General features: G+C 69.6%; 23 protein-coding genes. 13 read left to right on the forward strand and 10 right to left on the reverse strand.

Features of this window, described 5'->3' with window-relative positions:
• Positions 1-38: 38 nt before the first annotated feature.
• On the reverse strand, positions 39-800 hold the full coding sequence (locus ACIBQZ_RS18005; protein WP_396089777.1) for a dienelactone hydrolase family protein: 762 nt from the start codon (positions 798-800) through the stop codon (positions 39-41).
• 85 nt (positions 801-885) lie between these two features.
• Complete coding sequence (locus ACIBQZ_RS18010; protein WP_396089778.1) at positions 886-1,488, reverse strand: TetR/AcrR family transcriptional regulator; 603 nt, start codon at positions 1,486-1,488, stop codon at positions 886-888.
• Between the two features lie 107 nt (positions 1,489-1,595).
• Between ACIBQZ_RS18010 and ACIBQZ_RS18015 the strand changes: the two genes are divergently transcribed.
• Positions 1,596-2,084, forward strand: a complete 489-nt coding sequence (locus tag ACIBQZ_RS18015; protein WP_396089779.1) for a MarR family winged helix-turn-helix transcriptional regulator — start codon at positions 1,596-1,598, stop codon at positions 2,082-2,084.
• Entirely contained in the window at positions 2,081-3,676 is a 1,596-nt protein-coding gene (locus tag ACIBQZ_RS18020) for an MDR family MFS transporter (RefSeq protein ID WP_396089780.1), read from the forward strand. Before ACIBQZ_RS18015 ends, ACIBQZ_RS18020 begins: the two co-directional genes overlap by 4 nt.
• A 121-nt stretch (positions 3,677-3,797) precedes the next feature.
• On the opposite strand, the gene ACIBQZ_RS18025 is transcribed toward ACIBQZ_RS18020, so the two are convergent.
• Positions 3,798-5,225 carry a DHA2 family efflux MFS transporter permease subunit gene (locus ACIBQZ_RS18025; RefSeq protein WP_396089781.1) on the reverse strand — a complete coding sequence of 476 codons (1,428 nt, stop codon included), beginning with the start codon at positions 5,223-5,225 and terminating at the stop codon, positions 3,798-3,800.
• 118 nt (positions 5,226-5,343) lie between these two features.
• On the reverse strand, positions 5,344-6,015 hold the full coding sequence (locus ACIBQZ_RS18030; protein ID WP_396089782.1) for a TetR/AcrR family transcriptional regulator: 672 nt from the start codon (positions 6,013-6,015) through the stop codon (positions 5,344-5,346).
• A gap of 204 nt (positions 6,016-6,219) precedes the next feature.
• Here ACIBQZ_RS18030 and ACIBQZ_RS18035 point away from each other — a divergent pair, with 204 nt between their 5' ends.
• From ACIBQZ_RS18035 to tsaA, 3 genes are all read left to right on the forward strand, one after another.
• Positions 6,220-7,824, forward strand: a complete 1,605-nt coding sequence (locus ACIBQZ_RS18035) for a diguanylate cyclase (protein WP_396089783.1) — start codon at positions 6,220-6,222, stop codon at positions 7,822-7,824.
• Between the two features lie 149 nt (positions 7,825-7,973).
• Positions 7,974-8,771 carry an SAM-dependent methyltransferase gene (locus tag ACIBQZ_RS18040; protein WP_396089824.1) on the forward strand — a complete coding sequence of 266 codons (798 nt, stop codon included), beginning with the start codon at positions 7,974-7,976 and terminating at the stop codon, positions 8,769-8,771.
• Positions 8,772-8,778: 7 nt separating this feature from the next.
• Positions 8,779-9,183, forward strand: a complete 405-nt coding sequence (gene tsaA, locus ACIBQZ_RS18045) for a tRNA (N6-threonylcarbamoyladenosine(37)-N6)-methyltransferase TrmO (protein ID WP_396089785.1) — start codon at positions 8,779-8,781, stop codon at positions 9,181-9,183.
• Between the two features lie 1,720 nt (positions 9,184-10,903).
• On the opposite strand, the gene ACIBQZ_RS18050 is transcribed toward tsaA, so the two are convergent.
• Together ACIBQZ_RS18050 and ACIBQZ_RS18055 are read right to left on the reverse strand one after the other, a co-directional pair.
• Positions 10,904-11,272 carry a hypothetical protein gene (locus tag ACIBQZ_RS18050; RefSeq protein ID WP_396089786.1) on the reverse strand — a complete coding sequence of 123 codons (369 nt, stop codon included), beginning with the start codon at positions 11,270-11,272 and terminating at the stop codon, positions 10,904-10,906.
• Positions 11,253-11,504: a hypothetical protein gene (locus ACIBQZ_RS18055; RefSeq protein ID WP_396089788.1), complete on the reverse strand. Its 252-nt coding sequence runs from the start codon at positions 11,502-11,504 to the stop codon at positions 11,253-11,255. The genes ACIBQZ_RS18050 and ACIBQZ_RS18055 overlap by 20 nt, the downstream gene beginning before the upstream one ends.
• A 249-nt stretch (positions 11,505-11,753) precedes the next feature.
• Here ACIBQZ_RS18055 and ACIBQZ_RS18060 point away from each other — a divergent pair, with 249 nt between their 5' ends.
• Positions 11,754-11,990: a DUF397 domain-containing protein gene (locus ACIBQZ_RS18060; RefSeq protein WP_396089789.1), complete on the forward strand. Its 237-nt coding sequence runs from the start codon at positions 11,754-11,756 to the stop codon at positions 11,988-11,990.
• Positions 11,991-12,062: 72 nt separating this feature from the next.
• On the opposite strand, the gene ACIBQZ_RS18065 is transcribed toward ACIBQZ_RS18060, so the two are convergent.
• Positions 12,063-12,953: a helix-turn-helix domain-containing protein gene (locus ACIBQZ_RS18065; RefSeq protein ID WP_396089790.1), complete on the reverse strand. Its 891-nt coding sequence runs from the start codon at positions 12,951-12,953 to the stop codon at positions 12,063-12,065.
• Between the two features lie 317 nt (positions 12,954-13,270).
• Here ACIBQZ_RS18065 and ACIBQZ_RS18070 point away from each other — a divergent pair, with 317 nt between their 5' ends.
• Positions 13,271-13,597, forward strand: a complete 327-nt coding sequence (locus ACIBQZ_RS18070; RefSeq protein WP_396089791.1) for a hypothetical protein — start codon at positions 13,271-13,273, stop codon at positions 13,595-13,597.
• Positions 13,594-13,791 carry a hypothetical protein gene (locus ACIBQZ_RS18075; protein WP_396089792.1) on the forward strand — a complete coding sequence of 66 codons (198 nt, stop codon included), beginning with the start codon at positions 13,594-13,596 and terminating at the stop codon, positions 13,789-13,791. Before ACIBQZ_RS18070 ends, ACIBQZ_RS18075 begins: the two co-directional genes overlap by 4 nt.
• On the opposite strand, the gene ACIBQZ_RS18080 is transcribed toward ACIBQZ_RS18075, so the two are convergent.
• A complete protein-coding gene (locus tag ACIBQZ_RS18080) occupies positions 13,775-14,173 on the reverse strand; it encodes a RidA family protein (protein WP_396089794.1) in 399 nt (132 codons plus the stop codon). The two genes, ACIBQZ_RS18075 and ACIBQZ_RS18080, sit on opposite strands and share 17 nt — an antisense overlap.
• Positions 14,170-14,943, reverse strand: coding sequence for an NAD(P)-dependent oxidoreductase (locus tag ACIBQZ_RS18085; RefSeq protein ID WP_396089795.1), 774 nt, complete (start codon positions 14,941-14,943; stop codon positions 14,170-14,172). Before ACIBQZ_RS18085 ends, ACIBQZ_RS18080 begins: the two co-directional genes overlap by 4 nt.
• Before the next feature lie 79 nt (positions 14,944-15,022).
• Between ACIBQZ_RS18085 and ACIBQZ_RS18090 the strand changes: the two genes are divergently transcribed.
• The 3 genes from ACIBQZ_RS18090 (at position 15,023) to ACIBQZ_RS18100 (ending at position 17,103) form a co-directional block, all read left to right on the forward strand.
• The gene (locus ACIBQZ_RS18090) at positions 15,023-15,913 is read left to right on the forward strand and encodes a LysR family transcriptional regulator (protein WP_396089796.1); all 891 of its coding nucleotides are present in this window, start codon (positions 15,023-15,025) and stop codon (positions 15,911-15,913) included.
• A 147-nt stretch (positions 15,914-16,060) separates the two neighbouring features.
• Positions 16,061-16,411 carry a winged helix-turn-helix transcriptional regulator gene (locus tag ACIBQZ_RS18095; RefSeq protein ID WP_396089798.1) on the forward strand — a complete coding sequence of 117 codons (351 nt, stop codon included), beginning with the start codon at positions 16,061-16,063 and terminating at the stop codon, positions 16,409-16,411.
• 92 nt (positions 16,412-16,503) lie between these two features.
• Positions 16,504-17,103 (forward strand): malonic semialdehyde reductase, encoded by a 600-nt coding sequence (locus ACIBQZ_RS18100; RefSeq protein WP_396089799.1) that lies wholly within the window; start codon positions 16,504-16,506, stop codon positions 17,101-17,103.
• 155 nt (positions 17,104-17,258) lie between these two features.
• Here the strand turns inward: ACIBQZ_RS18100 and ACIBQZ_RS18105 are convergent, their stop codons facing one another.
• Positions 17,259-18,095, reverse strand: coding sequence for a phosphoribosylaminoimidazolesuccinocarboxamide synthase (locus ACIBQZ_RS18105; RefSeq protein ID WP_396089801.1), 837 nt, complete (start codon positions 18,093-18,095; stop codon positions 17,259-17,261).
• A 118-nt stretch (positions 18,096-18,213) separates the two neighbouring features.
• On the opposite strand from ACIBQZ_RS18105, the gene ACIBQZ_RS18110 reads away from it, so the two are divergent.
• Positions 18,214-21,294: a DUF3427 domain-containing protein gene (locus ACIBQZ_RS18110; protein WP_396089803.1), complete on the forward strand. Its 3,081-nt coding sequence runs from the start codon at positions 18,214-18,216 to the stop codon at positions 21,292-21,294.
• Positions 21,295-21,352: 58 nt separating this feature from the next.
• Positions 21,353-22,177: a DUF1206 domain-containing protein gene (locus tag ACIBQZ_RS18115; protein ID WP_396089805.1), complete on the forward strand. Its 825-nt coding sequence runs from the start codon at positions 21,353-21,355 to the stop codon at positions 22,175-22,177.
• The last annotated feature ends 165 nt before the right edge of the window (positions 22,178-22,342 follow it).

Raw genomic sequence — 22,342 nt, forward strand, 5'->3', positions numbered from 1 at the left:
GTGCGCAGGGAACTTGAGGCCTTCCGCGCGGCCCGCGATCAGCGGGCCGGCGTGGGCAGGGCGGTGTCGAGCAGCTCGAACAGCTTCTCCCAGTGCCGCTTCTCGGCCTCGGCGGAGTAGGCCGCTGTGTCCGCCATGGTGAAACCGTGCTCGGCGCCCGGGTAGATCTCCGAGCGGAACCGCACGTCGGCCGCGTCCAGGGCGGCCTCGAGCCGGTCGATCTGCTCCTGCGGCATCGCGTGGTCGTGGTCGGCGTGGGCGAAGTACACCTCGCCGGTGATCCGGCCGACCCGCAGATGCGGGCTGTCCGGCTCCTCGGTGGCGAGCCGGGCGCCGTGGAAGCTGGCCAGCGCGACCAGCCGCTCCGGGTAGGCGGTCATCGCCTTGAGCGCGTTCTGGCCGCCCATGCAGTAGCCGACGATCGCGTCCGGCCCGGCCGAGACGCCGTCCTGCGCGGCCAGGAAGTCGAGGTAGCCCCGGGTGTCGCGGGTGATCGCGGCGGTGTCCAGCGCCTGTATCATCGGCATGAGCCGGCCGAAGATCTTCCCGCGGGCGTCCGGGTCGGTCAGGTTGCTGGTGTCGGCGATCGGGGTGCGGGCGCTGCGGTAGAAGAGGTTCGGCGCCAGCACCGCGTACCCGCGCTCGGCGATCCGCTCGGCCATCTCGTACAGGCGCGGACGCAGCCCGAAGGCGTCCATGAAGAACAGCACACCCGGGAACGGCCCGTCGCCCGCCGGCACGACCAGGTACGCCTCCGCGACCCCGTCCTCGGTCGGCACGTCCACCATCGTCTTGCGCATGCCCTGCCTCCTGAACCCGATTGGTGATCATCACGACGGTACTGCGGCCGGGAGCCCCCACTCCCGGCGCCGCGCCCCGGGTGGCTCAGGCGAAGCCGCGGCCGGCCTCGGCGAGGGCCCGGTCCACCAGATCACCCAGGGACGCGTCCGCCGGGGCGTCCAGCCAGATGTGCAGCGCCACCCGCAGCGCCGCCATGAACGTCGCGGCCGCCAGTCTGGCGCGTACCCCCGAGGGGTCGGGCTCGGTCATCCGGGCGGTGACCGCCGCGGCCAGCTCGCGCTCCGCGGCGGCGAAGGTGTTGATCTGCTGCGCCAGCAGCGCGGGCTGGCTGCGCAGCAGCCGGGTCTGCGCCACCCACGCCGGGTCGAGCGTGCCCAGCTGCCGGTAGAACTCCCGGGCCGCCTCGGTCAGCGCCACCCACGGCCGCTCGTCGGCGGGCCGCGCCTGCACGATGCCGATCAGCGCGCCGATCCGCTGCTGGTCGCCGTAGAGCAGGGCCTCTTCCTTGTTGGCGAAGTAGTTGGAGAACGTGCGCCGGGAGACGCCGGCCGCGTCGGCCACCGCCTCCACCGTGATCTTGTCGGCGCCGTGCGCGATGGCCAGGCGCACGGCGGCCTGGTGCAGCGCCTGCCGGGTCGCGGCCTTCTTGCGCTCCCGCAGGCCCGCCTCGGACGTCGTCGTGCTCATACCGGCGAGCCTAGCGACGATGTGACGGACTTCCCAATGAGCAAACTTGCGCAGTGGGCAAGTTAGTCCGATAGTTGTATGTGGCAACCATTTCGAGGAGGTGGCACATGGTCGACGACGCCGGCACCGCCGCCCGTCATCAGCTGCTCGCCGACGTTCGCGAGCTGCTCAAGGCGGTCCGGGTTTTCAAGAGCGAGCTGCCCGCCCGGCACGAGACCGTGGCGACCGGCACCATCGGCGTGCTCGCGACGATCGACGCGATCGGCGGGGAGCCGGTCGGCGGCTGCCACCTCAAGGACCTCGCCGTGCGCTGCGCGCTCGACCCCTCCACGGTCAGCCGCGCCGTCGCCGCGCTGGTCCGTTCCGGCCTGGTCGCCCGCACCGCCGACCCCGCCGACGGCCGCGCCAGCGTGCTGGCCGTCACCGAGCAGGGCCGGCAGGCCCTCGACGACTTCACCCGCCTGGCGGACGAGCGCCTTGCCGACGCCCTGCGCGAATGGCGCCCCGAGGACATCGCCGTCCTCTCGGCGCTGCTCCGGCGCTTCTCCGCCGACCTGATGCCCCGCACCGAACGAACCCTGGAGGTCGCGCGATGAGCGCACCCACCGTCACCCGCGCCCCGGCCGGGGCGATGAGCCACCGGCAGATCCTGGAGGCGCTCAGCGGGCTGCTGCTCGTGCTCTTCGTCGCGATGTCCAGCGCCACCATCGTCTCCACCGCGCTGCCGAAGATCATCGGCTCGCTCAACGGCAGCCAGACGCAGTACACCTGGGTGGTCACCGCCACCCTGCTCACCGCCACCGCGAGCACCCCGATCTGGGGCAAGCTCTCCGACCTGTTCAGCAAGAAGCTGCTGATCCAGGTCGCGATCGTGGTGTTCGTCCTCGGTTCCATGGTGGCCGGCCTGTCGCAGAGCGCCGGGCAGCTGATCGCGGCCCGCGCCTTCCAGGGCATCGGCGTCGGCGGCCTGCAGGCGCTGGTCCAGGTGGCCATCGCGGCGATGATCCCGCCCCGCGAGCGCGGCCGCTACAACGGCTACCTCGGCGGCGTCATGGCGCTGGCGACGGTCGGCGGACCGCTGCTCGGCGGGCTGATCGTGGACACCTCGTGGCTGGGCTGGCGCTGGTGCTTCTTCATCGGCGCGCCGATCGCCGTGATCGCCCTGGTCGTGCTCCAGCGCACCTTGCACCTGGTGACGATCCGCCGGGACAACGTGAAGATCGACTACGCGGGCGCCTCGCTCATCGCGGCCGGCGTCAGCGTGCTGCTGATCTGGGTGTCGTTCGTGGACAGCTCGTTCGCGTGGGTCTCCTGGCAGTCCGGCGTCATGGTCGGCGCGGGCCTGGTGCTGCTGGCGATCGCGGTCTGGGTCGAGTCCCGGGTGGCCGAGCCGGTGGTGCCGCTGCAGATCGTCAAGCAGCGCACCACGGCCCTGTCGATCCTGGCCAGCCTGGCGGTCGGCATGGCGATGTTCGGCGGCTCGGTCTTCCTGGGCCAGTACTTCCAGATCGGCCGCGGCTACAGCCCGACCGAGGCCGGCCTGCTGACCATCCCGCTGATGGCCGGCGTGCTGGTGTCCTCGACGATCTCCGGCCGCATGATCAGCAACTCCGGCAAGATCAAGCCCTACCTCGTGGCCGGCACGGTGACGCTGGTGGCCGGCTTCGCGGTCCTGTCGGTGATCGACCACCGGACCCCGCTCTGGTACGTCGGCATCGGCATGGCCCTGGTCGGCATCGGCGTCGGCATGTCGATGCAGAACCTGGTGCTCGCGGTGCAGAACTCGGTCGAGCTCAAGGACATCGGCGCGGCCAGCTCGACGGTGGCGTTCTTCCGCTCGCTGGGCGGCACGATCGGCGTCTCGGTGCTCGGCGCCGTGCTCGCCCACCGGGTCACCGACTCGATCACCACCCAGCTGGCGGCGGCCGGCGTCCCGGCGAGCAGCGGCGGCGGCGACACCAGCAGCCTGAACCTGGCCGAGCTGCCGGCGGCGATGCAGCACATCGTCCGCGCGGCGTACGGCGACGCGACCGGGCACATCTTCCTGATCTCGGCGGGCATCGCGGTGGTCGGCGTGATCGCGGCCCTGCTGTTCCAGCAGATCACCCTGCGCTCGACGATCGACCTGGCGAAGGTGGCCCCGGAGGAGACGAGCGCGCCGGTCCCCACCGCGGCCGTCGGCAGGTAGCCACGCAGAGCAAGAGGCGGCGTCCGGCGTTCCGGGCGCCGCCTCTTGCCGCAGCTCAGGCCGGGACCGCCGCCTCAGCCAGCTGGTCCGAGTTCGCGGGCGCTGCCTCTCACCGCGCGGGTCAGGCGGCGACCGCCGCCTCGGCCAGCTGGTCCGAGGTCGGGTGCAGCCGGGGCGCACCCAGCGCGATCACGATGTTCGCCGCCGCGAAGACCGCCGCGATCAGCAGGCCCCGTTCGAAGCCGCCGACCAGCGCCTCCTGCTGGCCCGCGCCACCGGTGAGCAGGCCCTCCACGTGCGTCGTCGCCAGCGTGGTGATCGCCGCCAGCCCGAGGGCGCCGCCGACCTGGTAGCCCGCGTTCACCACGCCGGACGCCGCTCCCGCCTGCTCGTGCGTGACTTCCGAGACGGCCGCGATCGAGGCCGGCGTGCCCACCGCGATGATGCCCATGCCGAACAGCACCAGGCCGGGCAGGATCGTCAGCGCGTACGAGCCGGTGGCGTCCGCCCGCGACAGCAGCAGCAGGCCCACCACGCTGAGCGCCGCGCCGCCGAACTGGACCGGCTTGGTGCCGAAGCGGGTCACCAGCTGGGCGGCGAGCACCGCGCTGGTGATCGCCGCGATGCCCATCGGCAGGAACTGCAGGCCCGTCTCCAGCGCCGTCATGCCCCGGACCTGCTGGAGGAAGATCGCGGTCAGGAAGAACATCGCGAGGAACGCCGCGCCGTTCAGGGCCAGCGCGAGGATCGAGGTGGTCAGGCCACGCGAGCGGAACAGGCTCAGCGGCACCAGCGGCGCGGCCGAGCGGGCCTCCACCCGGACGAACGCGGTGAGCAACGCCAGGCCGCCGGCCAGCAGCCCGAGCACCTCGACCGAGGACCAGCCGAGCGGCTCGGCCCGGATGACCCCGAGCACGATCGCCAGCAGGCCGGCCGTGCTGAGCAGCGCGCCCGCGACGTCGAAGGTGCGCGTTCCGGTGGTGGTGATCTTCGATTCCCCGACGAAGAGCGGGACGATCACGGCCAGCGCCACCGCGATCGGCACGTTGACCAGGAAGACCCAGCGCCAGCTCAGTGAGTCGACCAGCAGCCCGCCGGCGATCACGCCGAGCGTGCCGCCGAGGCCGGCCAGGCCGCCCCAGACGCCCATCGCGATGTTGCGGTCGCGGCCGTGCTTGTAGGTCACCGTGAGGATCGCGAACGCGGCCGGCGACAGCAGCGCGCCGCCGAGGCCCTGGATCGCGCGCATCACCACGAGCTGCTCCGGGTTCTGCGCCAGCCCCGCGACCAGCGAGGTCACGCCGAACAGCAGCAGACCCACGATGAAGAGCCGGCGGCGGCCGAGCAGGTCGGCGGCCCGGCCGCCGAGGAGCAGAAAACCCCCGAAGAGCAGCGTGTACGCGCTGACGACCCACTGCAGCCCGGACGCGGAGAAGCCCAGATCCTGCTGGATGTCGGGGAGCGCCACGTTCACGATCGTCACGTCGAGCACCACCATGAACTGCGCGACCGCCAGGACGGCCAGGGTCGACCACGGGTTTCGTTGCACCGGTTCCACCTCCACCGAGCGCCGCACTGTGCGGCGTACATGTACACCGTAGATGTACGGCGTATAGCGGCGTCAAGCGGCAGCGTGGGCCAATCGGTGTGATCAAGGACGCGGCGGCTCAGCCGCGGCGCAGTCCCCGGACGCCCTGGACCAGCAGATCCAGGTTGAGCGCGAAGTAGTCGTCCTCGTCGCGGCAGACCACCAGCGCCGGCGCGGCGGCGATGACGTTCGGGTAGCGCGACGGCGGCAGCGAATCGAGCCGGGCCCGCTTGTCCCGCAGCATCTGCTCGCGCCCCTCAACCGAGGGCGGCGGCCCCGGCGCGGGCTCGCCGTTCGCCAGCGTGACCATCGAGCAGATCAGGAAGGTGCCGATCTCCGCCGCCCGGGCGGCCGGGAAGCCGGCCCGGTGGAGCAGGCCCAGGACCCGCTCGGCGATCATCAGCCCGGCCTCGGCGGCGAGGATGCGCCGCATGGCGAGGCCGGCCAGCCGCGGATGGGGACGGATCGTCGCCAGGAACGCGTGCAGGATCGCGCGCAGCTGCTCGTCCCACGGGGCGTCGCTCGGCGCCGGCAGCCGCACGGCCTCGATCAGGTGATCGGCGAGGCCGTCGAGCAGGCTCTCCTTGTCGGTGAAGTGCCAGTACATCGCCATCGGCGTGACGCCGTGCTCCTGCGCCAGCCGACGGATGGTGACCGCCTCCAGCCCCTCGCTGTCGGCCAGCGAGACCGCGCTGACGATGATCGCGTCCCGGCTCAGCCGTCCCCGGGTCGCCTCGTTCCGCTTGGCCATCCGCCAACTGTACGACGTACATGGATGACGACCCGCGGTGGTGGCGAGCTGGATCACGTTTGAGACGCTGGGTACGGCACTCACACACGGCTAGCATTTGAAAGCGCAGCGCAACAATCCCGGACGTCTGGAAGGCCTGTCATTTCTCTTCAGCCCGGCCCCGCGGTGTCGATGATGTGCGATGACGGAGGAGGGGTGAGCTTGATGGAACTATGCGACGACGAAGCGACGCAGCTGTCGGCCGCCCTGACCGAGATCGAGGATCAGTACCTCTGGGACGCCGACGCCGCCCTGGCGACCGCGGTCACGATCGAGGAGCAGGCTCTCGCGCTCGGCGACGAACGCCTGCTGTTCCGGGCCCGCCTCTGCCAGGCCAACATGCGGATGCGCAAGGGTGAGGTCGCGGCGGCCGCCCGGCAGATCTGGAAGATCCACCAGTGGGCCACCGACCACGCCGACAAGGTCGTGCAGGCGCGCACCCACCTGGTCTGGGCCAACATCCACCGGCACCTGGGCGACGCCGCCCAGTGCCTGGAACACTCCGTGCTCGCCGTCGAGCTGCTCGACGAGCACGCCAGCCCGCACATGCACGTGTGGCACCGGGCCAAGCTGGCCGACGCGCTCGGACTGGCCGGCTCGATGGACGCCGCCCGGATGCGCTACACCCAGACCGAGGAACTCGCGGTTGAGCTCGGCCACCCCCGGCTGCTCATGGGCATGCTCAACAACTACGCGTACACCGAGCACGCCGCCGGCGAGAACGGCCGGGCCCAGGAGGTCGCGCGCCGGCTGCAGCAGGTGGCGGACCGGCACGGCTTCCGGCTCGACCCCGCGGTGCTGGACACCATCGGCGTCATCGAGATCGAGAACGGGGACTACCTCGCGGCCGAGCGCACCCTGCGCGAGGCGGTACGCCGCCACCACGAGGGCAATTACGAGGACGCGGACGCGCTGGCCGAGTACATGCTGACGCTCGCGCGGGCCCAGCGTTTCCTGCGCGCCACCGATCGGGCGCAGGCCAGCCTGGACGCGTCCCGGGAGCTCTGCGTCCGGCGTGGCCTCGGCGACGTGCTGGTCCGGGTGCACCAGGAGCAGGCCGAGCTGCATGCGGCGCGGGGTGAGTTCGCGGAGGCTTTTGCCGTACACAAGGTCTTCTTCTCCGCCCACAACGCGCTGCACTCCTCGCAACGGGAGGCACAGGCCCGCACCCGGCAGGCGATGTTCGAGACGACCGAGGCCCGGCAGGAGGCCGAGCGGTTCCGCGAGCAGGCCCGCCGCGACCCGCTGACCGGGCTGCACAACCGGCGCTTCCTCGACGAGGAGCTGCCGGAGCTGATCGACGCCGGCGGCCCGCTGACCGTGGCGATCGTCGACCTGGACCACTTCAAGCGGATCAACGACCAGCTGTCGCACGACGTGGGAGACCAGGTGCTGGTGCTGGTCGCCAAGCTGCTGGAGACGGAGCTGGCCGCGGTCGCGCCGGAGGGCTTCGTGGTCCGGATGGGCGGCGAGGAATTCCTGATGGTGCTGCCCGGCACCGAGGTGGCCGAGGCGGCCGCCCAGCTGGAAGGCGTACGCCGGGCCATCAGCTACTACGATTGGGCCGAGCTGACCCACGGACTGCCCGTCACTGTGAGCATCGGCGCCGCCGACCTCCGCGACCTGTCGAACCCGGCCCAGGCCACCCTGCTGTCCACAGCAGACAGACGTTTGTACGTCGCCAAGCACGGCGGACGTGACCGGGTCGTCGCAAGTTCACCCCGCGACGCGCACCTGCGCTCCTACCGCGACAGTGCGTCCGCGGCCTGATACTGACTGCGCTGAGTAGTTTCGATCGAGCGACAAGTCTAAAATTGATCACCTTCTCCGGCTAGGCTCACCCCGGTACGTACCAGACGGCCAGGGGTGGCCTGAACGAGGAGGCGGTCGTGACGCAGGACAGCGAACTTTCCCCACCGGTGGAGGTCGCTCCGCCGGGCGTCAACATCAACGTGCCCCACTCGGCCCGCATCTACGACTACTGGCTGGGTGGCAAGGACAACTTCGCGGTCGACCGCGCCGTCGGCGAGGCGATCATCAAGGCCATCCCGGCCATGCGCTACATGGCCGGCGAGAACCGCAAGTTCGTCCACCGCGCGGCCCGTGACCTGGTCGCCAAGGAAGGCATCCGGCAGTTCCTGGACATCGGCACGGGCATCCCCACCCGGCCGAACCTGCACGAGGTCGCGCAGCGCATCGCCCCGGAGACCCGGGTCGTCTATGTGGACAACGACCCGATCGTGCTGGTCCACGCCCGGGCCCTGATGATCAGCACCGAGGAGGGCCGCAGCGAGTACATCTCGGCCGACATCCGGCAGCCCCGCTCGATCCTCACGGAACCGCTCCTGACCCGGACGCTGGACCTGACCAAGCCGGTCGGCCTCACCCTGATCGCGATCCTGATGCTGCTGTCGGACGAGGACAACCCGTGGTCGCTGGTGGACGAACTCCGCGACGCGATGCCGTCGGGCAGCATCCTGGCGCTCACCCACCCCACGGCGGACTTCAACCCGGCCGAGGTCAACCAGGCGGTGGCGGCGGCAACCAGCGCGGGCATGACCCTGGTGGCCCGCACCCGCGAAGCGGTGCAACGCTTCTTCGGCGACTGGGAAATGCTGGAACCAGGCCTGGTCCCGGTCTCGGCCTGGCGCCCGGACGAGCCGGCAGAAAACCCGGAAGCGGCCTACTACTGGGCCGGCGTAGCCCGCAAACCCTGACCGGCCGATGTACGAAGCAGTCCCGATCGGCCGGGTCGAGTCGCCGCTGACAAACCGGGCCACGGCCCCGAAACAGGCCGACGAGGACGCACCGGAAGCCTGGCTGATCTTCGAGGAACGCGTCGCGCCGGGCCTGAGCGACATCAGGCCCGGCGCGGAGCTGCTGCTCCTGACCTGGCTGGACCGCGCCGACCGGGAAGTCCTCCAGGTCCACCCCCGCGACGACAAGAACCGCCCGCTGACCGGAGTGTTCAGCACCCGCTCCCCGGACCGCCCGAACCCCCTGGGCCTGCACCGAATCACCGTGCTTGCGGTGGCAGGCCGGCGAATACACGTGAGCGGCCTCGATGCACTCAACGGCACCCCGATCATCGACCTCAAGCCGGTTCTGGACCCCCACACCGACCGCTGACCCCCAATCGGCAAGCGCCGCATCAATCGTGTCCGCGACCTCGAAACCCGGGCGGACCTCAACGCCACCCGCGCCGCAGCCGGGTCAGACGATCACGCCGCCCGAGCATCACCATCAGGCGACCAGGTGGCGGCACCGGCAACTGCACCGCAGCCCCGGCGAGCCCAAGTCCTGCGCTCCGCGGTCGCGAGCACCAGACCTACCCGGCTCGGCCTCACCTGCCTCCCACGGACTCGACGTGAGCTGCACCGACGCCCCACCGGACTCGACGTGAGCTGCATCGACGCCCCCTGCGGACCCACGCGAGCTGCATCGACGCCCCACCGGACTCGACCTAAGCTGCATCGACGCCCTGCCGGACTCGACGTGAGCTGCATCGACGCCCCCTTGGGGGCTCGACCTCGACTGCGCAGTCGTCCGCGGCGGAAAGGCTCGGGGCGACAGATCTTGGAGCGCAGTGGTCGTGCTAAAGAGTCTTTTGCGTGGTTGGTGTATCGGGCGATGGCAATAGCCCGCCGGAGTGACGTGGGCCGCGCCGACCGCCACCGACGCGCAAGATTTCGATCTTGTTGATGTGGTGTGAGCTCCGAACCTTAAGTCCACAAGATCGACAATTCGCTGCCCGCTTCGTGACTTTTACGCCCTTTGGTCCCTTAGGAGTTCCGCGATGTGAGAATCCTGCTCAATATGTGGCCCAGTGCTGCGGGTTCGGCGGTGGGCAGGCCTCCGGCAATGCTTGGCGCGGCCGTTCGGCGCGGCAGAAGCGTGTCGCCCGTCCGGGGGATGGCGATCGATCATCACAACAGCCATGCAAAAGACTCTAAATCGTGTCAGCTTTCCAAGATCTGCTGAGAGGCCGCTCGGCGCCGACCTTGAACCGCGCAGATTCACCATCACGGTGCGTGCCGCCCACTGCTTCCGCGACCGATCGCGATGGTCCGACTAGGTGATGAGCTCGTCGGCAACCCCCACTGAACGCCCGAATGCCCCATCCGCGATCACCCGAAAAGGTGAATCAGCAGGAAGGCAAAGCGCATGGCCAGTCGGAACAAGCCATCCACCCGACAGCAACAGGCCGAGGCCGCGCGAGGCGACCCAAGGCAGCGACGCGGGGCGGGGCGGGGCGAGGCGGCGGGAGGCGATGAGACGGGGGCCGGGCGGGGCGAGCCGGCGGGGAGACGCACAAAGGCCAGGCGGGATGGGACAGCCAGCGGAGGCGGCGGCGCGGGACGAACGACCATAACGACAAGAGCGGGCAACACATCGGCCGGAGCCCCGCCGGAATCAAACCCGAAGGTGGCATGACGCTGCGGGTGCGTGCCGGACCGATGGCACCAAGGCCGACCACCACGGGCTTGGGGGCGGGGATGACCCACGCGGATATCAAGCCTGACGAGCCGCGTGGGTCATCCCCGCCCCCAAGCCCCACCAGGCAACCAGCCGGCAGCAAGCAAACCCCCACGCACCAAGCCGGCAGCAAGCAGAATCCCCAAGCCGGCAGCAGATAAACCCATGCAATCAGCCCGCAATCGGCGGGAGCGACGGTCAGCACCATGCACCCACGCACGACCGGAATTGGATCTGGATCTTCAGACCAACCCTAACCGGCCGAGCGATCCGGCACGGGGGAACCGGACCGCCCGGCCGGAGTCGGGCGACGCGCCCTGCGGCGCGCGCTCGGAGCGACACCCGGGGGTGTCGCTCCGTGGTGTGAAGTTTTTCAGGGCCGCAGGCGTGGCCTCTTCCGGGACGGCGGGTGCGGCAGTCGACCGGCGCGGACCAGCACCTGGCGGCGTGAGCCCTCCCGGCCGGTCTGGTCGATCACCGTGCCTTCCACCTCGAGCCAGGTGTCTCCCTCGTACGGGATCGGCCTGGCCCATTCGACCCGGTCGACCCGCAGCGTCAGTGGGCCGATGCCGTAGCAGTAGTCCGTTTCCGCGAAGACGTGCACCGGCCAGCGCGGGACGCTCAGCTGGATGCGTCCGCTGCGGATGATCGGGGCGGCCAGGGCCCAGACCCGGCGGCCGGGTGCCGCTCCGGTGCGCCGGCGACGGGCGCAGTGGACGTGCTCAGTGACTCGCGTCGTCATCACCGCCGTCGTTCGGGTGGTGCTCGGCCGGGGGGTAGCTGTCGGGGCGGGTCAGTTGGTGCCGGACCCCGCCGAATCGGTGGGAGAGGGCCGTAGCGCGGGTTGATGCTGCTTGCATGCCGCCGGTCAGCGGTTCGTCCCGGTAGAGCATCGCCGGGTTGCCCCTTCTGGCGTCCGCACCGTCGGGGTCCATCGGGGCTGGTTGCTGCGGACCGGCGTTCGGGACCGTCATGCTCTTTTCCTCCCGCTCGGGCGCCCCCGCCAGGGAGCCTCGCGTCGAGGGTGGCAGGGGCCTTTCCGCGACCGACCCGTCACTCAAAGATGTCACCCTCCGTGACCCACTTTCGGTGGGGCTCGTGCGTTATCATGCTCACAATCATGTGAGAACGCAAGGCCAAATGCACGTGCATTTGCACAGCAAGTAGCCGGCGTGACACACAGAGCCGGTCCCCGGACCGGTCAAACCGTTAGGGAGCAAGTAATGACGCGCATTGTTAACGGCATGCCCGCCGGGCAGCTGGAGGGTGTGACCTGGCAGAAGAGTGGCCGGAGCAACCCCAGCGGCAACTGCGTCGAGTGCGCCGCACTCCCGGACGGCAGCGTCGCCATGCGGAACTCACGCGACCCGGAGGGTGCCGCCCTGATCTACACGCCGGCGGAGATCGAGGCGTTCCTGGGCGGTGTCCGCGACGGGGACTTTGACAACCTGCTCCACTGAGTCACCCCTCAGGGTGATTGACACACAGTGAGGAAACCACTCCACAGTGGGCCTCAGGCGAGACGGTGGGCCTCAGGCGAGCCGGCCGACCTCATGGAGGAGCTTGCCGAGGATCTCCTGGGTGTGGTTCGGCGGCTCGGCATCGATGCAGACGCGTTCCATCGCGATTGCGTAGTGATCGACGTCGTCGCGCTTTTCCAGATAGATGGCGCTCGTGAGCTGCTCGACGTAGACCACGTCGGGCAGCTCCGGCTCCGGGAACCGCAGGATGGCGAACGGCCCACCGGCCGCCGCGTGCCCACCGGCGTGGAACGGGATGATCTGGAGCCGGATGTTCGGCTTCTTGGCGGCCTCGATCAGCGCCTCGATCTGGGCCCGCATGACCTCGGGGCCACCGATCGGCCGGCGCAGCACGGCCTCGTCGATGACCGCCCACAGCTGCGGCGGCTCGATCCGGTCCAGGATCTGCTGGCGCTGCCGGCGCAGCTCGACCCGGCGGTCGATCTCGTCGGCGGTCGCGCCGGCGTGGCCGAGCAGGATGACGGCCCGGGCGTACTCCGGCGTCTGGAGCAGGCCGGGGACAAACTGGATCTCGTACGTCCGGATCAGCGTCGCCGCCGCCTCCAGGCCCAGATAGGACTGGAACCAGGGCGGCAGGATGTCGCCGTAGTGGTGCCACCAGCCGGGGTTGTTGGCCTGCCGGGCCAGCCCGAGCAGCGCCTCACGCTCGGCGGTGTCCTGCACGCCGTACATGCTGAGCAGGTCGGCGACGTCGCGCTCCTTGAAGCTGACCCGGCCGAGCTCCATCCGGCTGATCTTCGAGCCCGAGGCACGGATCTCGTAGCCCGCGTCCTCCCGGCTGATCCCCTTGCCCTCGCGCAACCGCCGCAGCTGGGCACCGAGCAGGATGCGCAGCACGGTGGGGCCGCTGTTCGGCGACTCCTCCTGCGTACCCGCGCTCACCTTGCTCCTATCGATCATCACCGGATGCAAGTTGCACCTCTTCGCCTCAGAGCATCCTAAGGGTGAGATCGTCCGACCGGAAACCGATCGATCGGCCCCTTCGCCGACGCGCACGAGTCAGATGCACGTGCAGACGGCCTTGCGGACGCACTTGATCCAGAGCATGATATCTGACAGGCGGTTGCTTGGGTGCTGACACAGCGTGCTGAAAAGTTTGACCTCTCAGCGGGTCAGGCGGACGACACGGGGTTGCCGGCGCCGAATCAACCGCCCGGTGTCCGCCCGACGACCGAGTCCCGGAAACAGGAGGCTCTCGAATGTCGACCCCGTCCATAGCCCCACCCCAGCGAGACCCGGCGGATGTCGCGCCGGCCGACAGCTACCACAAGGCCGACCCGGTCTGGGTCTACCGCGACGGCTGGCGAGCCGGAGTGATCGAGGCGGCTTCGCCGCGCGCGGTCACCGTGACGTACCGGCCGGGATCCCACCGGGGCACCGGTGTGGACACGTTCACCGCTTCCTACGTGACCACCCGCGCGGACGAGGACCCGGCCCTGGACCGCCGTGGCTGCGGACCGCTGATGACACGTCGCCCCCGGATCGGCAGCGACGGCGCTTCGGCGATGGGTGGCCTGCCCTCGTGACCGGTGCCATCGCCCTCGCGGCGGTAATAGGGCTGGCGAGCTTGCTGGCCGGCGTCGCCCTGGGCTGGTATCTGCGGCGCACCAACGACTGGTGCTCGCACTGCGGTGAGCAGTTGAGCTGCGAGGGTTGCGGCAGCAAGGCCGCCTGGCCCAAGCGCCGCGAAGCCGAGAACCTGCTCACCTCGCCGCGGTGACCTCGACCTCCAGCACCGCGCCGGGCAGGAAGAGCCGGCTGACCTCAACCGTGGTGCTCGCCGGCGGCCTGCCGGTGAAGACCTTCCGACGGACGGCCGCGTAGCCGCCCAGCTGCGCCAGATCGGTCAGGTACGACCGTATGTGCAGCACGTCGCCGAAGCCGGCACCGTGCGCGGCCAGCAGCCCACCGACGATCTCGAAGATCCGCTCCGCCTGCGCCGTGATGTCCCCCGGCGCGATCACCGCGCCGTCATCGTCGACGGCGACCTGGCCGGAGAGCATCAGCAGCGCCCCGCCCGCGAGATCAAGCCGGGCCACGTGGGCGAACCTGTCACCGAACGGCGCCGCAACGGACCGCGGATTGTCCAGTGTGAGCCTCATGTCGCCGCCCGGACGATCGTGCCGAGATCGGCGTCCCGCTCCGGCGCTTCCCGCAGCACGGCAGCGGCTGCCCGCACCACCGGCGGGTCGGCCAGGCCCAGCACCAGGTCAAGATCCTTGGCCGCCAGCGCGACCGGGAACGCGGCCCCGACGGCGGTCACCCGGGTGACCGCGCCGGCGAGCGCGCCCCTTGCGAGCACCGACAGCGCCGCCTCGGCGTCCACGCCGAGGGCCCGGGCCACCACCATCGTGTCGGCCAGCGCGGCGAGCCCGGTGACCAGCGCGGTGTTGGCGACCAACTTCAACGCGGCCCCGCTGCCCAGGTCACCGCAGTGCCGCACCGAGCCCAGCGACTCCAGCACCGGCCGCGCCCGCCCCATCTTGCCCCCGGCCAGCACGGTCAGCTGACCCGACTCGGCGGCGGCGACGCTGCCCAGCACGGGCGCGTCCACGACCTCGACCCCGTCGGGGACGCGCAGCTCGCGGATCGCGGCCGGCCCGATGGTGGACATCTCGACCAGCACGCTGCCGGGCCGCAGGTCGGCCGCCGCGACCACGTCGCGGACCGCCGCGGCGTCGGTGAGCATCGTGATGACCACCTCGGCGTCCGGCACGGCCGGCGTCGGCGCGGCCCGCGCACCCGCGGCCACCAGCGCTTCGGTCTTCTCAGCTGTACGGTTCCAGACGGTCACCCGGTGCCCGGTGTCGAGCAGCCGGCGCGTGATCGCGGCCCCCATCCGCCCGGTGCCGAGAACAGCAATATGCGCCATGCCGACGACGCTAGAAGCGTTCGAGCCATGTCACCAGCGAGCATTTCGCACCGCAGCCATGCGCTTCTAGCATGAGGTGGTGCAGACCCAGAGCCTTGAGGTGTTCGTGGCGGTCGCCCACGGCGGGTCGTTCACCCGGGCCGCGCGGGTGCTCGGCTACACCCAGTCGGCCGTCTCGCGGCAGATCGCCGTGCTGGAGAAGGACCTCAACGCCGACCTGTTCGACCGGTTGCCGCGCGGTGTCGCGCTGACCGAGCAGGGCCGCGCGCTGCTGCCGCACGCCGAGGCGACGCTGGAGCGGCTGCGCACGGCGCAGCGGGACCTGGATTCCCTGCGGGACGTCGGCGGCGGCCGGCTGCGGGTGGGCGCCTTCCCGACGGCGGTGGCCGCTCTGGTGCCCCGGGCCCTGGCCGCATTCCGTACGGCGTACCCGAAAGCGCAGTTGTCCCTGTTGGAGGGCCTGACCCCCGCCCTGCTGGACCGGCTGGCCGCGGGCGACGCCGACCTGGCCGTGGTCAGCGCCCCACCGGACCACCCGCTGGACACCGCCCGCTTCGACCTGCACCACCTGCTCGACGAGCAGTTGCTGGTCGCCGTCGCACCCGGGCACCCGCTGGCCGGCCGGCACACCGTACGGCTGGCGGAGCTGGCCGGTGACTCGTTCATCGCCGGTTCCGCCACCGCCGAGGAGACCTTGCTGCGGGCGGGCCTGCCCAGCGGCTTCCGCCCGCGGATCGACATCGTGGCGGCCGAATGGACCGGCAAACTGGGCTGCGTCGCGGCCGGCCTCGGCGTCGCGCTGGTGCCCGCCCTCGCCATCCGCGCCACCCCCGCCGACCTGGTGCTGCTGCGCCTGCACCCGGACGACGACGTCTCGGTACGGCGGATCTTCGCCGCCACGAACCGCCGCCCCACCCCCACGGTGACCCACATGGTGACGTTGCTGGGACGGATCGCCGCCACGCTGTAGGGACGGCGACCGGGCGCCTCGACCACGCGGTCGGCCAGGTCACCCTCAAGTGGACAGTGGGCGTTTGCCGCTTTCTGCCCCTTCTCGCCCCCGCTGACCAGCGAAACAGCAGAGCAGGCGCCGGCTGCCGCGCGGTACCTTGGGCAGGTGACGACCGCGCCCGAACACACCCACGTCGATGCGGCGCAGTGCGCCCGTGGCGATGCGGCACTGGCGCGCGCCTTCCAGTTCCTGGGCAAGCGATGGAACGCGGCGGTGCTCGGCAGCCTGGCCGCCGGCCCGGCCGGCTTCCGCGAGTTGTCCCGCAGCATCGACGGCATCAGCGACTCGGTGCTGTCCAACCGGCTGGTCTCGCTGGCCGAGACGGGCCTGATCAGCCGTACGGTCGACGCCGGCCCCCCGGTCACCGTGACCTACGCGCTGACCGACCGCGGTCAGGCATTGATGCCGGCGCTCGACCAGATCTCCCGCTGGGCCGACGAGCACCTCCCTTGCTAGATATTCCCGCCTGTTCCGAAGCTCACTTCCCTAGTACTTTGCACCCTGAAGCCACTAGCTTTTTCGAAGTGGATACTATTTCTGAAGCTGCCGTGAGCCGTCTGCCCCGCCTGGACGAGGCCGGCCGAGCGCTGCTCTTCACCGAGGCCCGCACCGCGAACTCCTTCGCGCCGACCCCGGTCACCGACGAGGAACTGGCCGCCGTGTGGGAGCTGGCCAAGTGGCCGCCGACCGCGGCCAACCTCCAGCCGCTGCGGGTGCTCTACGTGCGGACCCCGGAGCGCAAGGAGCGCCTGGTCGCGCACATGAACGAGGGCAACCGGGCCAAGACCGCGGCGGCGCCGGTCACCGCCGTCCTCGCGGTCGACACCGACTTCCACGAGCACGTGCCGGAGGTCTTCCCGATCAACCCCGCCCTGAAGGACGTCCTGGCGGACGCCCCGGAGATGCGCGACGGCATGGGCCGGTTCAGCGCCGGCCTGCAGATCGGCTACTTCCTGCTGGCGGTACGGGCGGAAGGCCTGGTCGCGGGCCCGATGGCAGGCTACGACGGCGAAGCGATCAACAAGGAATTCTTCCCCGACGGCCGGTTCAAGACGCTGCTCGTGGTGAACATCGGGCACCCGGGCAAGGACCCATGGTTCCCCCGGATGCCCCGGCTCTCCCACGACAACACGGTCGCCTGGGCCTGACCGCGGGTTTTCGCCGGATACACCCGGGGTAGCCCGGACGCAGCCCACCCGCAACGACGCGGGTGGGCGCACTCCTCTGCTCCGCACCGCCCTCGGAGGTACGCCATGACCGATCCGGAGGACGCGGCCACCGACGAGGACGCCCGAGCCTCGGACTAACGCCAGCGGTCGCCGGTGAGCCGCTCATAAACCTCGACGTACCGGTTCCGCGTGGCCTCCACGACCGCGTCGGGAATCTCCGGCCCCGGAGCGGTCCGGTCCCAGCCGGTCAACGACGAGGACCAGTCCCGCAGGAACTGCTTGTCGAGATACCGCTGCGTGCCACCGGGCTGCCACTCGTCGGCGGCCCAGAACCGCGACGAGTCAGGCGTGAGCAACTCGTCGCCGAGCTTCAACGCCCCACCGGAGAACCCCAGCTCAATCTTGGTGTCGGCAATGATGATCCCCTTGCCGGCGGCAACCTCGGACCCCCGCCGGTAAACCTCCAACGTGATCCGCCGCAGCTCGGCGGCAACATCAGCGCCGACCGAGACCTCCACATCGCCGTACGTGATGAACTCGTCATGCCCCTCACCCGGCGCCACCTTGGTGGTGGGGGTGAAAATCGGCTCGGGCAGCCTGGACCCCTCGATCAGCCCCTCGGGCAGCGCCACCCCGGAAACCGCACGATCCTTCTCGTACTCCTTGAGCCCGGACCCGGCAAGATAACCCCGGGCAATGCACTCCACCATGACCATCTCAAGCCGCTCACACCGAACAGCGCGCCCGGCCCACTCGGCAGGCACATCGGTGGCGGAGATGACATGGTTGGGCACAACATCGGAAAGCTGGTCGAACCACCAGAGCGACAGCTGGGTGAGAATCTTCCCCTTGTCGGGGATGGCGGTGGGCAGCACCACGTCGTAGATCGAGACCCGATCAGAAGCGACGAGCAGAATGTCAGCGCCATCGGCGTAGACATCCCGAACCTTCCCCGAGTGCAACAGCTCCACGAGTTCCCCTTAGCCGCGTCGGTGCCAACGCAGGTCACGCTATCGGACCCGGTATCTCCCGACTGATGACGGCCGCGCACTACGCGACGGTGTCGGACCCACCCGCTATGTTGCCGGCGTGACCGACCTTACTGAGGGCGCGTATGAGCACGTCATCACGCGTGGCATCGAGCAGAGCCTGGCTTCCATCGACTCCGACCTCGTCGATCGTGCCGGCCTTGATCCCGCCGATTCCCACCAGATATTGAGCCGGCACATCACCGCCCTCGCCGAAAGGGCCCTCAAGGCGGTGCCCGGCCAGGGCGTCGCGCGCCTGACTGCGCAACTGGAGCTCGCCAACACCATCACCGAGGCGATCAAGACGGCGGCGGCTCCGCGGGTGGTCCAGCCCGAAGACTTTCTGAGTACGCCGGCAGAGCTGCTCACGGCCATCGTGCCGCGCCCCCAGGCCCCCGCGGACGTGACCTTTCCGGTGCGGCCGGAGACCCCGCTGGCGTCCGGTGCCCTGCTCACCAACGGGCGCGGCCAGCCTCGTATCGGCTCTGAAGTCAACAAGGAGATGGCCTCGGCCGATGAGGTGCAGTTGCTCTGCGCCTTCATCAAGTGGCACGGGGTGCGCCTGTTGCAGGACGCCGTTCGTGAACTGACCGCACGTGGGGGACACCTGCGCATCATCACGACGACCTACATGGGCGCCACCGAGCAGCGGGCGCTCGACAAGCTTGCCGAGTTGGGCGCGGAAATCCGCATCTCGTATGAGACGCGCACGACCCGGCTGCACGCCAAGTCGTGGATGTTCCTCCGGAAAAGCGGGGCCAGCACCGCGTACGTCGGCTCTTCCAACCTGTCGAAGAGCGCGCTGATCGACGGCCTGGAGTGGAACGTCCGGCTGTCCCAGCTCGAGCAGGATGCCGTGGTCGAGACCATCCGAGCGACCTTCGTGGAGTACTGGAACGACCCCGCGTTTGAGCCTTACAACCCGCACAACCCGGAGGACCGTGAGCGGCTCCGTCAGGCGCTCACCACGGCCGGCGGCCCCCGGCCGGGTGATTTACCCATCGACATCACCAGCCTTGATGTGCGGCCCTATCCCTACCAACAGGAGATCCTGGAACGCCTCGATGCCGAGCGCGTGGTGCACGGCCGTCGCCACAATCTTGTGGTCATGGCCACCGGCACCGGCAAGACCGTTGTGGCAGGGCTGGACTATCGGCGCCTGCGCCAAAGTGGCATCAACTCTCTGCTGTTCGTCGCGCACCAGGAGCGCATCTTGCAGCAGAGCCAGGCGGTGTTTCGTCAGGTGCTCCGGGACGGGACGTTTGGCGAGCTCTTCGTGGGCGGCGAGCGCCCCAAGGATTGGCGGCACGTCTTCGCTTCGGTGCAGTCACTCCACCAGATCGTTGATGATCTTGATCCGGGTCAGTTCGACATGGTGATCGTTGACGAGTTCCATCATTCCGAGGCGCCCACCTACCGACGCCTGTTGCAGAGACTCAAGCCGCACATTCTGCTCGGGCTCACGGCCACCCCGGAACGCGCCGACGGCAAGGACATCTGGCACTGGTTCAACGGTCATACCGCTGTGGAGCTGCGCCTATGGGAGGCGCTGGAACGGCAGCTCCTCGCCCCCTTCCAATACTTCGGGGTGCACGACGAGGTCAACCTGTCCAGCCTGCGCTGGAAGCGCGGCCGAGGTTATGACATCAGTGAGCTGGAGAACGTCTACACCGGCGACGATGCTCGGGCCCGGCTTGTTGTCGAAGCCGTTCGCAAGACCGTCGACATCTCCCGGATGCGGGGCATCGGCTTCTGCGTCAGCATCAAGCACGCCAACTTCATGGCCGAACGCTTCAACCAGGTCGGTATCCCGGCCCTCGCGCTGCACTCGCAGGTGGACGGAGCAAAGCAGCGGGAGGCAGTTCGGGAGCTTGAGCGCGGCGACCTGAGCCTGCTCTTCACCGTTGACCTTTTCAACGAGGGTGTCGACCTGCCCCGGGTCGACACCATTCTGATGTTGCGCCCTACTGAGAGCGCGACGATCTTCCTGCAGCAGCTCGGGCGTGGCCTGCGCCTCTCGGACGACAAGGCGTGTTTGACCGTTCTCGACTTCATCGGCGGTCAGCACGGTGAGTTCCGGTTCGACCTGCGATACCGCGCCTTGACCGGCGCCACCCGGCGCACTTTGGCCCACGACGTCGAGCACGACTTTCCCACGCTGCCGGCCGGCTGCCACATCGAGTTGGATCGGGTGGCAAAGAAGATCGTGCTGGACAACATCCGGGCCGCTCTCCGATTGCAGCGCAAGGACATGGTGGCTGAGCTTCGCCGGCTCAGTGACGTCCCACTCGCGACGTTCCTTGCGGAGACCGGGTTTGAGGTCGAGGACCTCTACCGCCGGAAGGGTGGTCGCGGCTGGACCGGCCTGCGCGAGGAAGCCGGCCTGCAAACGCCCGCAAGCGGTGACGACTCGGCCGTCAGCACAGCGATCGGCAGGATGCTGCATATTGATGATCCCGATCGGCTTCGAGCCCTTCGCGAGGTGGCCGATGGTCGTTCGGTCCGCGGCCGGCTCGGCGCCATGATGGGCCAGGCCTTCTTTGGCGACCCGCGCGCAGACGTTGCCCAACGGCTTGCGGCCTTTCCGCAGCGCCGCGCCGAAATCCGCCAGCTAGCCGACGTCCTCGAATCCAGGATTGAACGGGTCACTTTCCCGATGGACCCGGCCGGAGTCAATCCGTTGCGGATCCACGCCCGCTACTCCCGCAACGAGATCGGGACAGCCTTCGGCATTCCGGACCCGTCCAACATCCGCGAGGGCGTCAAGTGGCTGCCGGAGGAGAACGCGGACATCTTCTTCGTCACGCTCACGAAGACGGAGCAGCACTATTCACCCACCACGATGTATCAGGACCGCGCCATCACCGACACGTTGTTCCAGTGGGAGTCGCAAAGCACGACATCATCGGCGTCCGGGACGGGTCAGCGCTACATCCAGCACGCCACTCACGGCTCGACGGTGCACCTCTTTGTGCGTGAGGTGAAGGATGCCGACGGAGACTTGGGGGTGCCGCCGTACCTCTACGCGGGCCCGATGACGTACGTGTCGCACACCGGTGATCGGCCGATGCGCATCCAGTGGCAACTGCATCACCCGCTACCAGCCGACATCTTCCACGCAGCACGGGTCATCGCCGCTTAACGTGCCGCCTGCAAGGGGGCACGTTTCGGGGAACGCTGTTTCGGTCAAATATTCCGCCATGCCCTCTCTCCCCTCGCAGGCCCACGGCGCGGCCTCCCGTACCGCCAACAGCAGCTGGCTGGAACATCTCACCCGTGCCGGCCTCGTCGGGTACGGCGTCATCCACCTCCTCTTCGCCTGGCTGATCCTGCAGATCGCGTTCAGCGGCTCCGGCACCGACGGAGACCAGTCCGGCGCCCTGCACAACCTCGCCGAGAAGCCCTTCGGCACGTTCCTCATCGTGGTCCTCGTCATCGGCCTGGTCGCCATGACGCTCTGGCAGCTCCTCGAGGCCGCGATCGGCCACCGCGCCGAGCGAGGCCGCCACCGCCTGTACGAGCGCCTCGCCTCCGCCGGCCGGGCCCTGTTCTACGCGTACTTCGCCTGGACCGGGATCAAGGTGCTGCGGGGCAAGAAGGCTTCCAGCGCCGACACCCAGCAGAAGGCCAGCGAGGACCTGATGGCCTCCAGTGGTGGCCGCATCACCGTGGGGCTGGCGGGCATCGCCATCGCCGCGATCGGTATCGGGCTGGTGATCTACGGCCTGCGGAAGAAGTTCGAGAAGCACCTGAAGATGAGCCAGATGTCCGCGCAGATGCGCCGGCTCAGCGAGCGGCTCGGCGTCGCCGGCTACGCCGCCAAGGGCACCGCGTACGGCATCGCCGGTGTTTTGTTCCTGATCGCCGCTGTCCAGTACGACCCGGACAAGGCTCGCGGTCTCGACGCCACTCTGAACGTCTTGGCGCAGCAGACGTATGGGCCGTGGCTGCTGGCTCTGACCGCCATTGGCATCGCCGCGTACGGGCTGTTCTCCATCGTCCAGTCCCGCTACCGCAAGGTCTGACGTCCTCCTACCACCGGGGTTTGTGTGGTTGCGCTGGGACGGCGGGGGCCGGGGGGGGGGCCCCCCCCCCCGGGGGGGGGGGGGGGTTTGGGGGGGGGGCCCCCCCCCCCCCCCCCCCACAAAAAAGAACCCGCCCCCCGGCGGGAGGGTTGGCCCCCCCAAGTA

The organism is Actinoplanes sp. NPDC049599 (assembly GCF_044465625.1).
In the GTDB taxonomy this organism is placed as follows: domain Bacteria; phylum Actinomycetota; class Actinomycetes; order Mycobacteriales; family Micromonosporaceae; genus Actinoplanes.

Coding starts and splice junctions, on each gene's coding strand:
- ACIBQZ_RS18005 (WP_396089777.1), bottom strand. CDS start 800: ATGCGCAAGACGATGGTGGACGTGCCGACCGAGGACGGGGTCGCGGAG.
- ACIBQZ_RS18010 (WP_396089778.1), bottom strand. CDS start 1,488: ATGAGCACGACGACGTCCGAGGCGGGCCTGCGGGAGCGCAAGAAGGCC.
- ACIBQZ_RS18015 (WP_396089779.1), top strand. CDS start 1,596: ATGGTCGACGACGCCGGCACCGCCGCCCGTCATCAGCTGCTCGCCGAC.
- ACIBQZ_RS18020 (WP_396089780.1), top strand. CDS start 2,081: ATGAGCGCACCCACCGTCACCCGCGCCCCGGCCGGGGCGATGAGCCAC.
- ACIBQZ_RS18030 (WP_396089782.1), bottom strand. CDS start 6,015: ATGGCCAAGCGGAACGAGGCGACCCGGGGACGGCTGAGCCGGGACGCG.
- ACIBQZ_RS18035 (WP_396089783.1), top strand. CDS start 6,220: ATGGAACTATGCGACGACGAAGCGACGCAGCTGTCGGCCGCCCTGACC.
- tsaA (WP_396089785.1), top strand. CDS start 8,779: ATGTACGAAGCAGTCCCGATCGGCCGGGTCGAGTCGCCGCTGACAAAC.
- ACIBQZ_RS18050 (WP_396089786.1), bottom strand. CDS start 11,272: ATGACGACGCGAGTCACTGAGCACGTCCACTGCGCCCGTCGCCGGCGC.
- ACIBQZ_RS18055 (WP_396089788.1), bottom strand. CDS start 11,504: ATGACGGTCCCGAACGCCGGTCCGCAGCAACCAGCCCCGATGGACCCC.
- ACIBQZ_RS18060 (WP_396089789.1), top strand. CDS start 11,754: ATGACGCGCATTGTTAACGGCATGCCCGCCGGGCAGCTGGAGGGTGTG.
- ACIBQZ_RS18070 (WP_396089791.1), top strand. CDS start 13,271: ATGTCGACCCCGTCCATAGCCCCACCCCAGCGAGACCCGGCGGATGTC.
- ACIBQZ_RS18080 (WP_396089794.1), bottom strand. CDS start 14,173: ATGAGGCTCACACTGGACAATCCGCGGTCCGTTGCGGCGCCGTTCGGT.
- ACIBQZ_RS18085 (WP_396089795.1), bottom strand. CDS start 14,943: ATGGCGCATATTGCTGTTCTCGGCACCGGGCGGATGGGGGCCGCGATC.
- ACIBQZ_RS18115 (WP_396089805.1), top strand. CDS start 21,353: ATGCCCTCTCTCCCCTCGCAGGCCCACGGCGCGGCCTCCCGTACCGCC.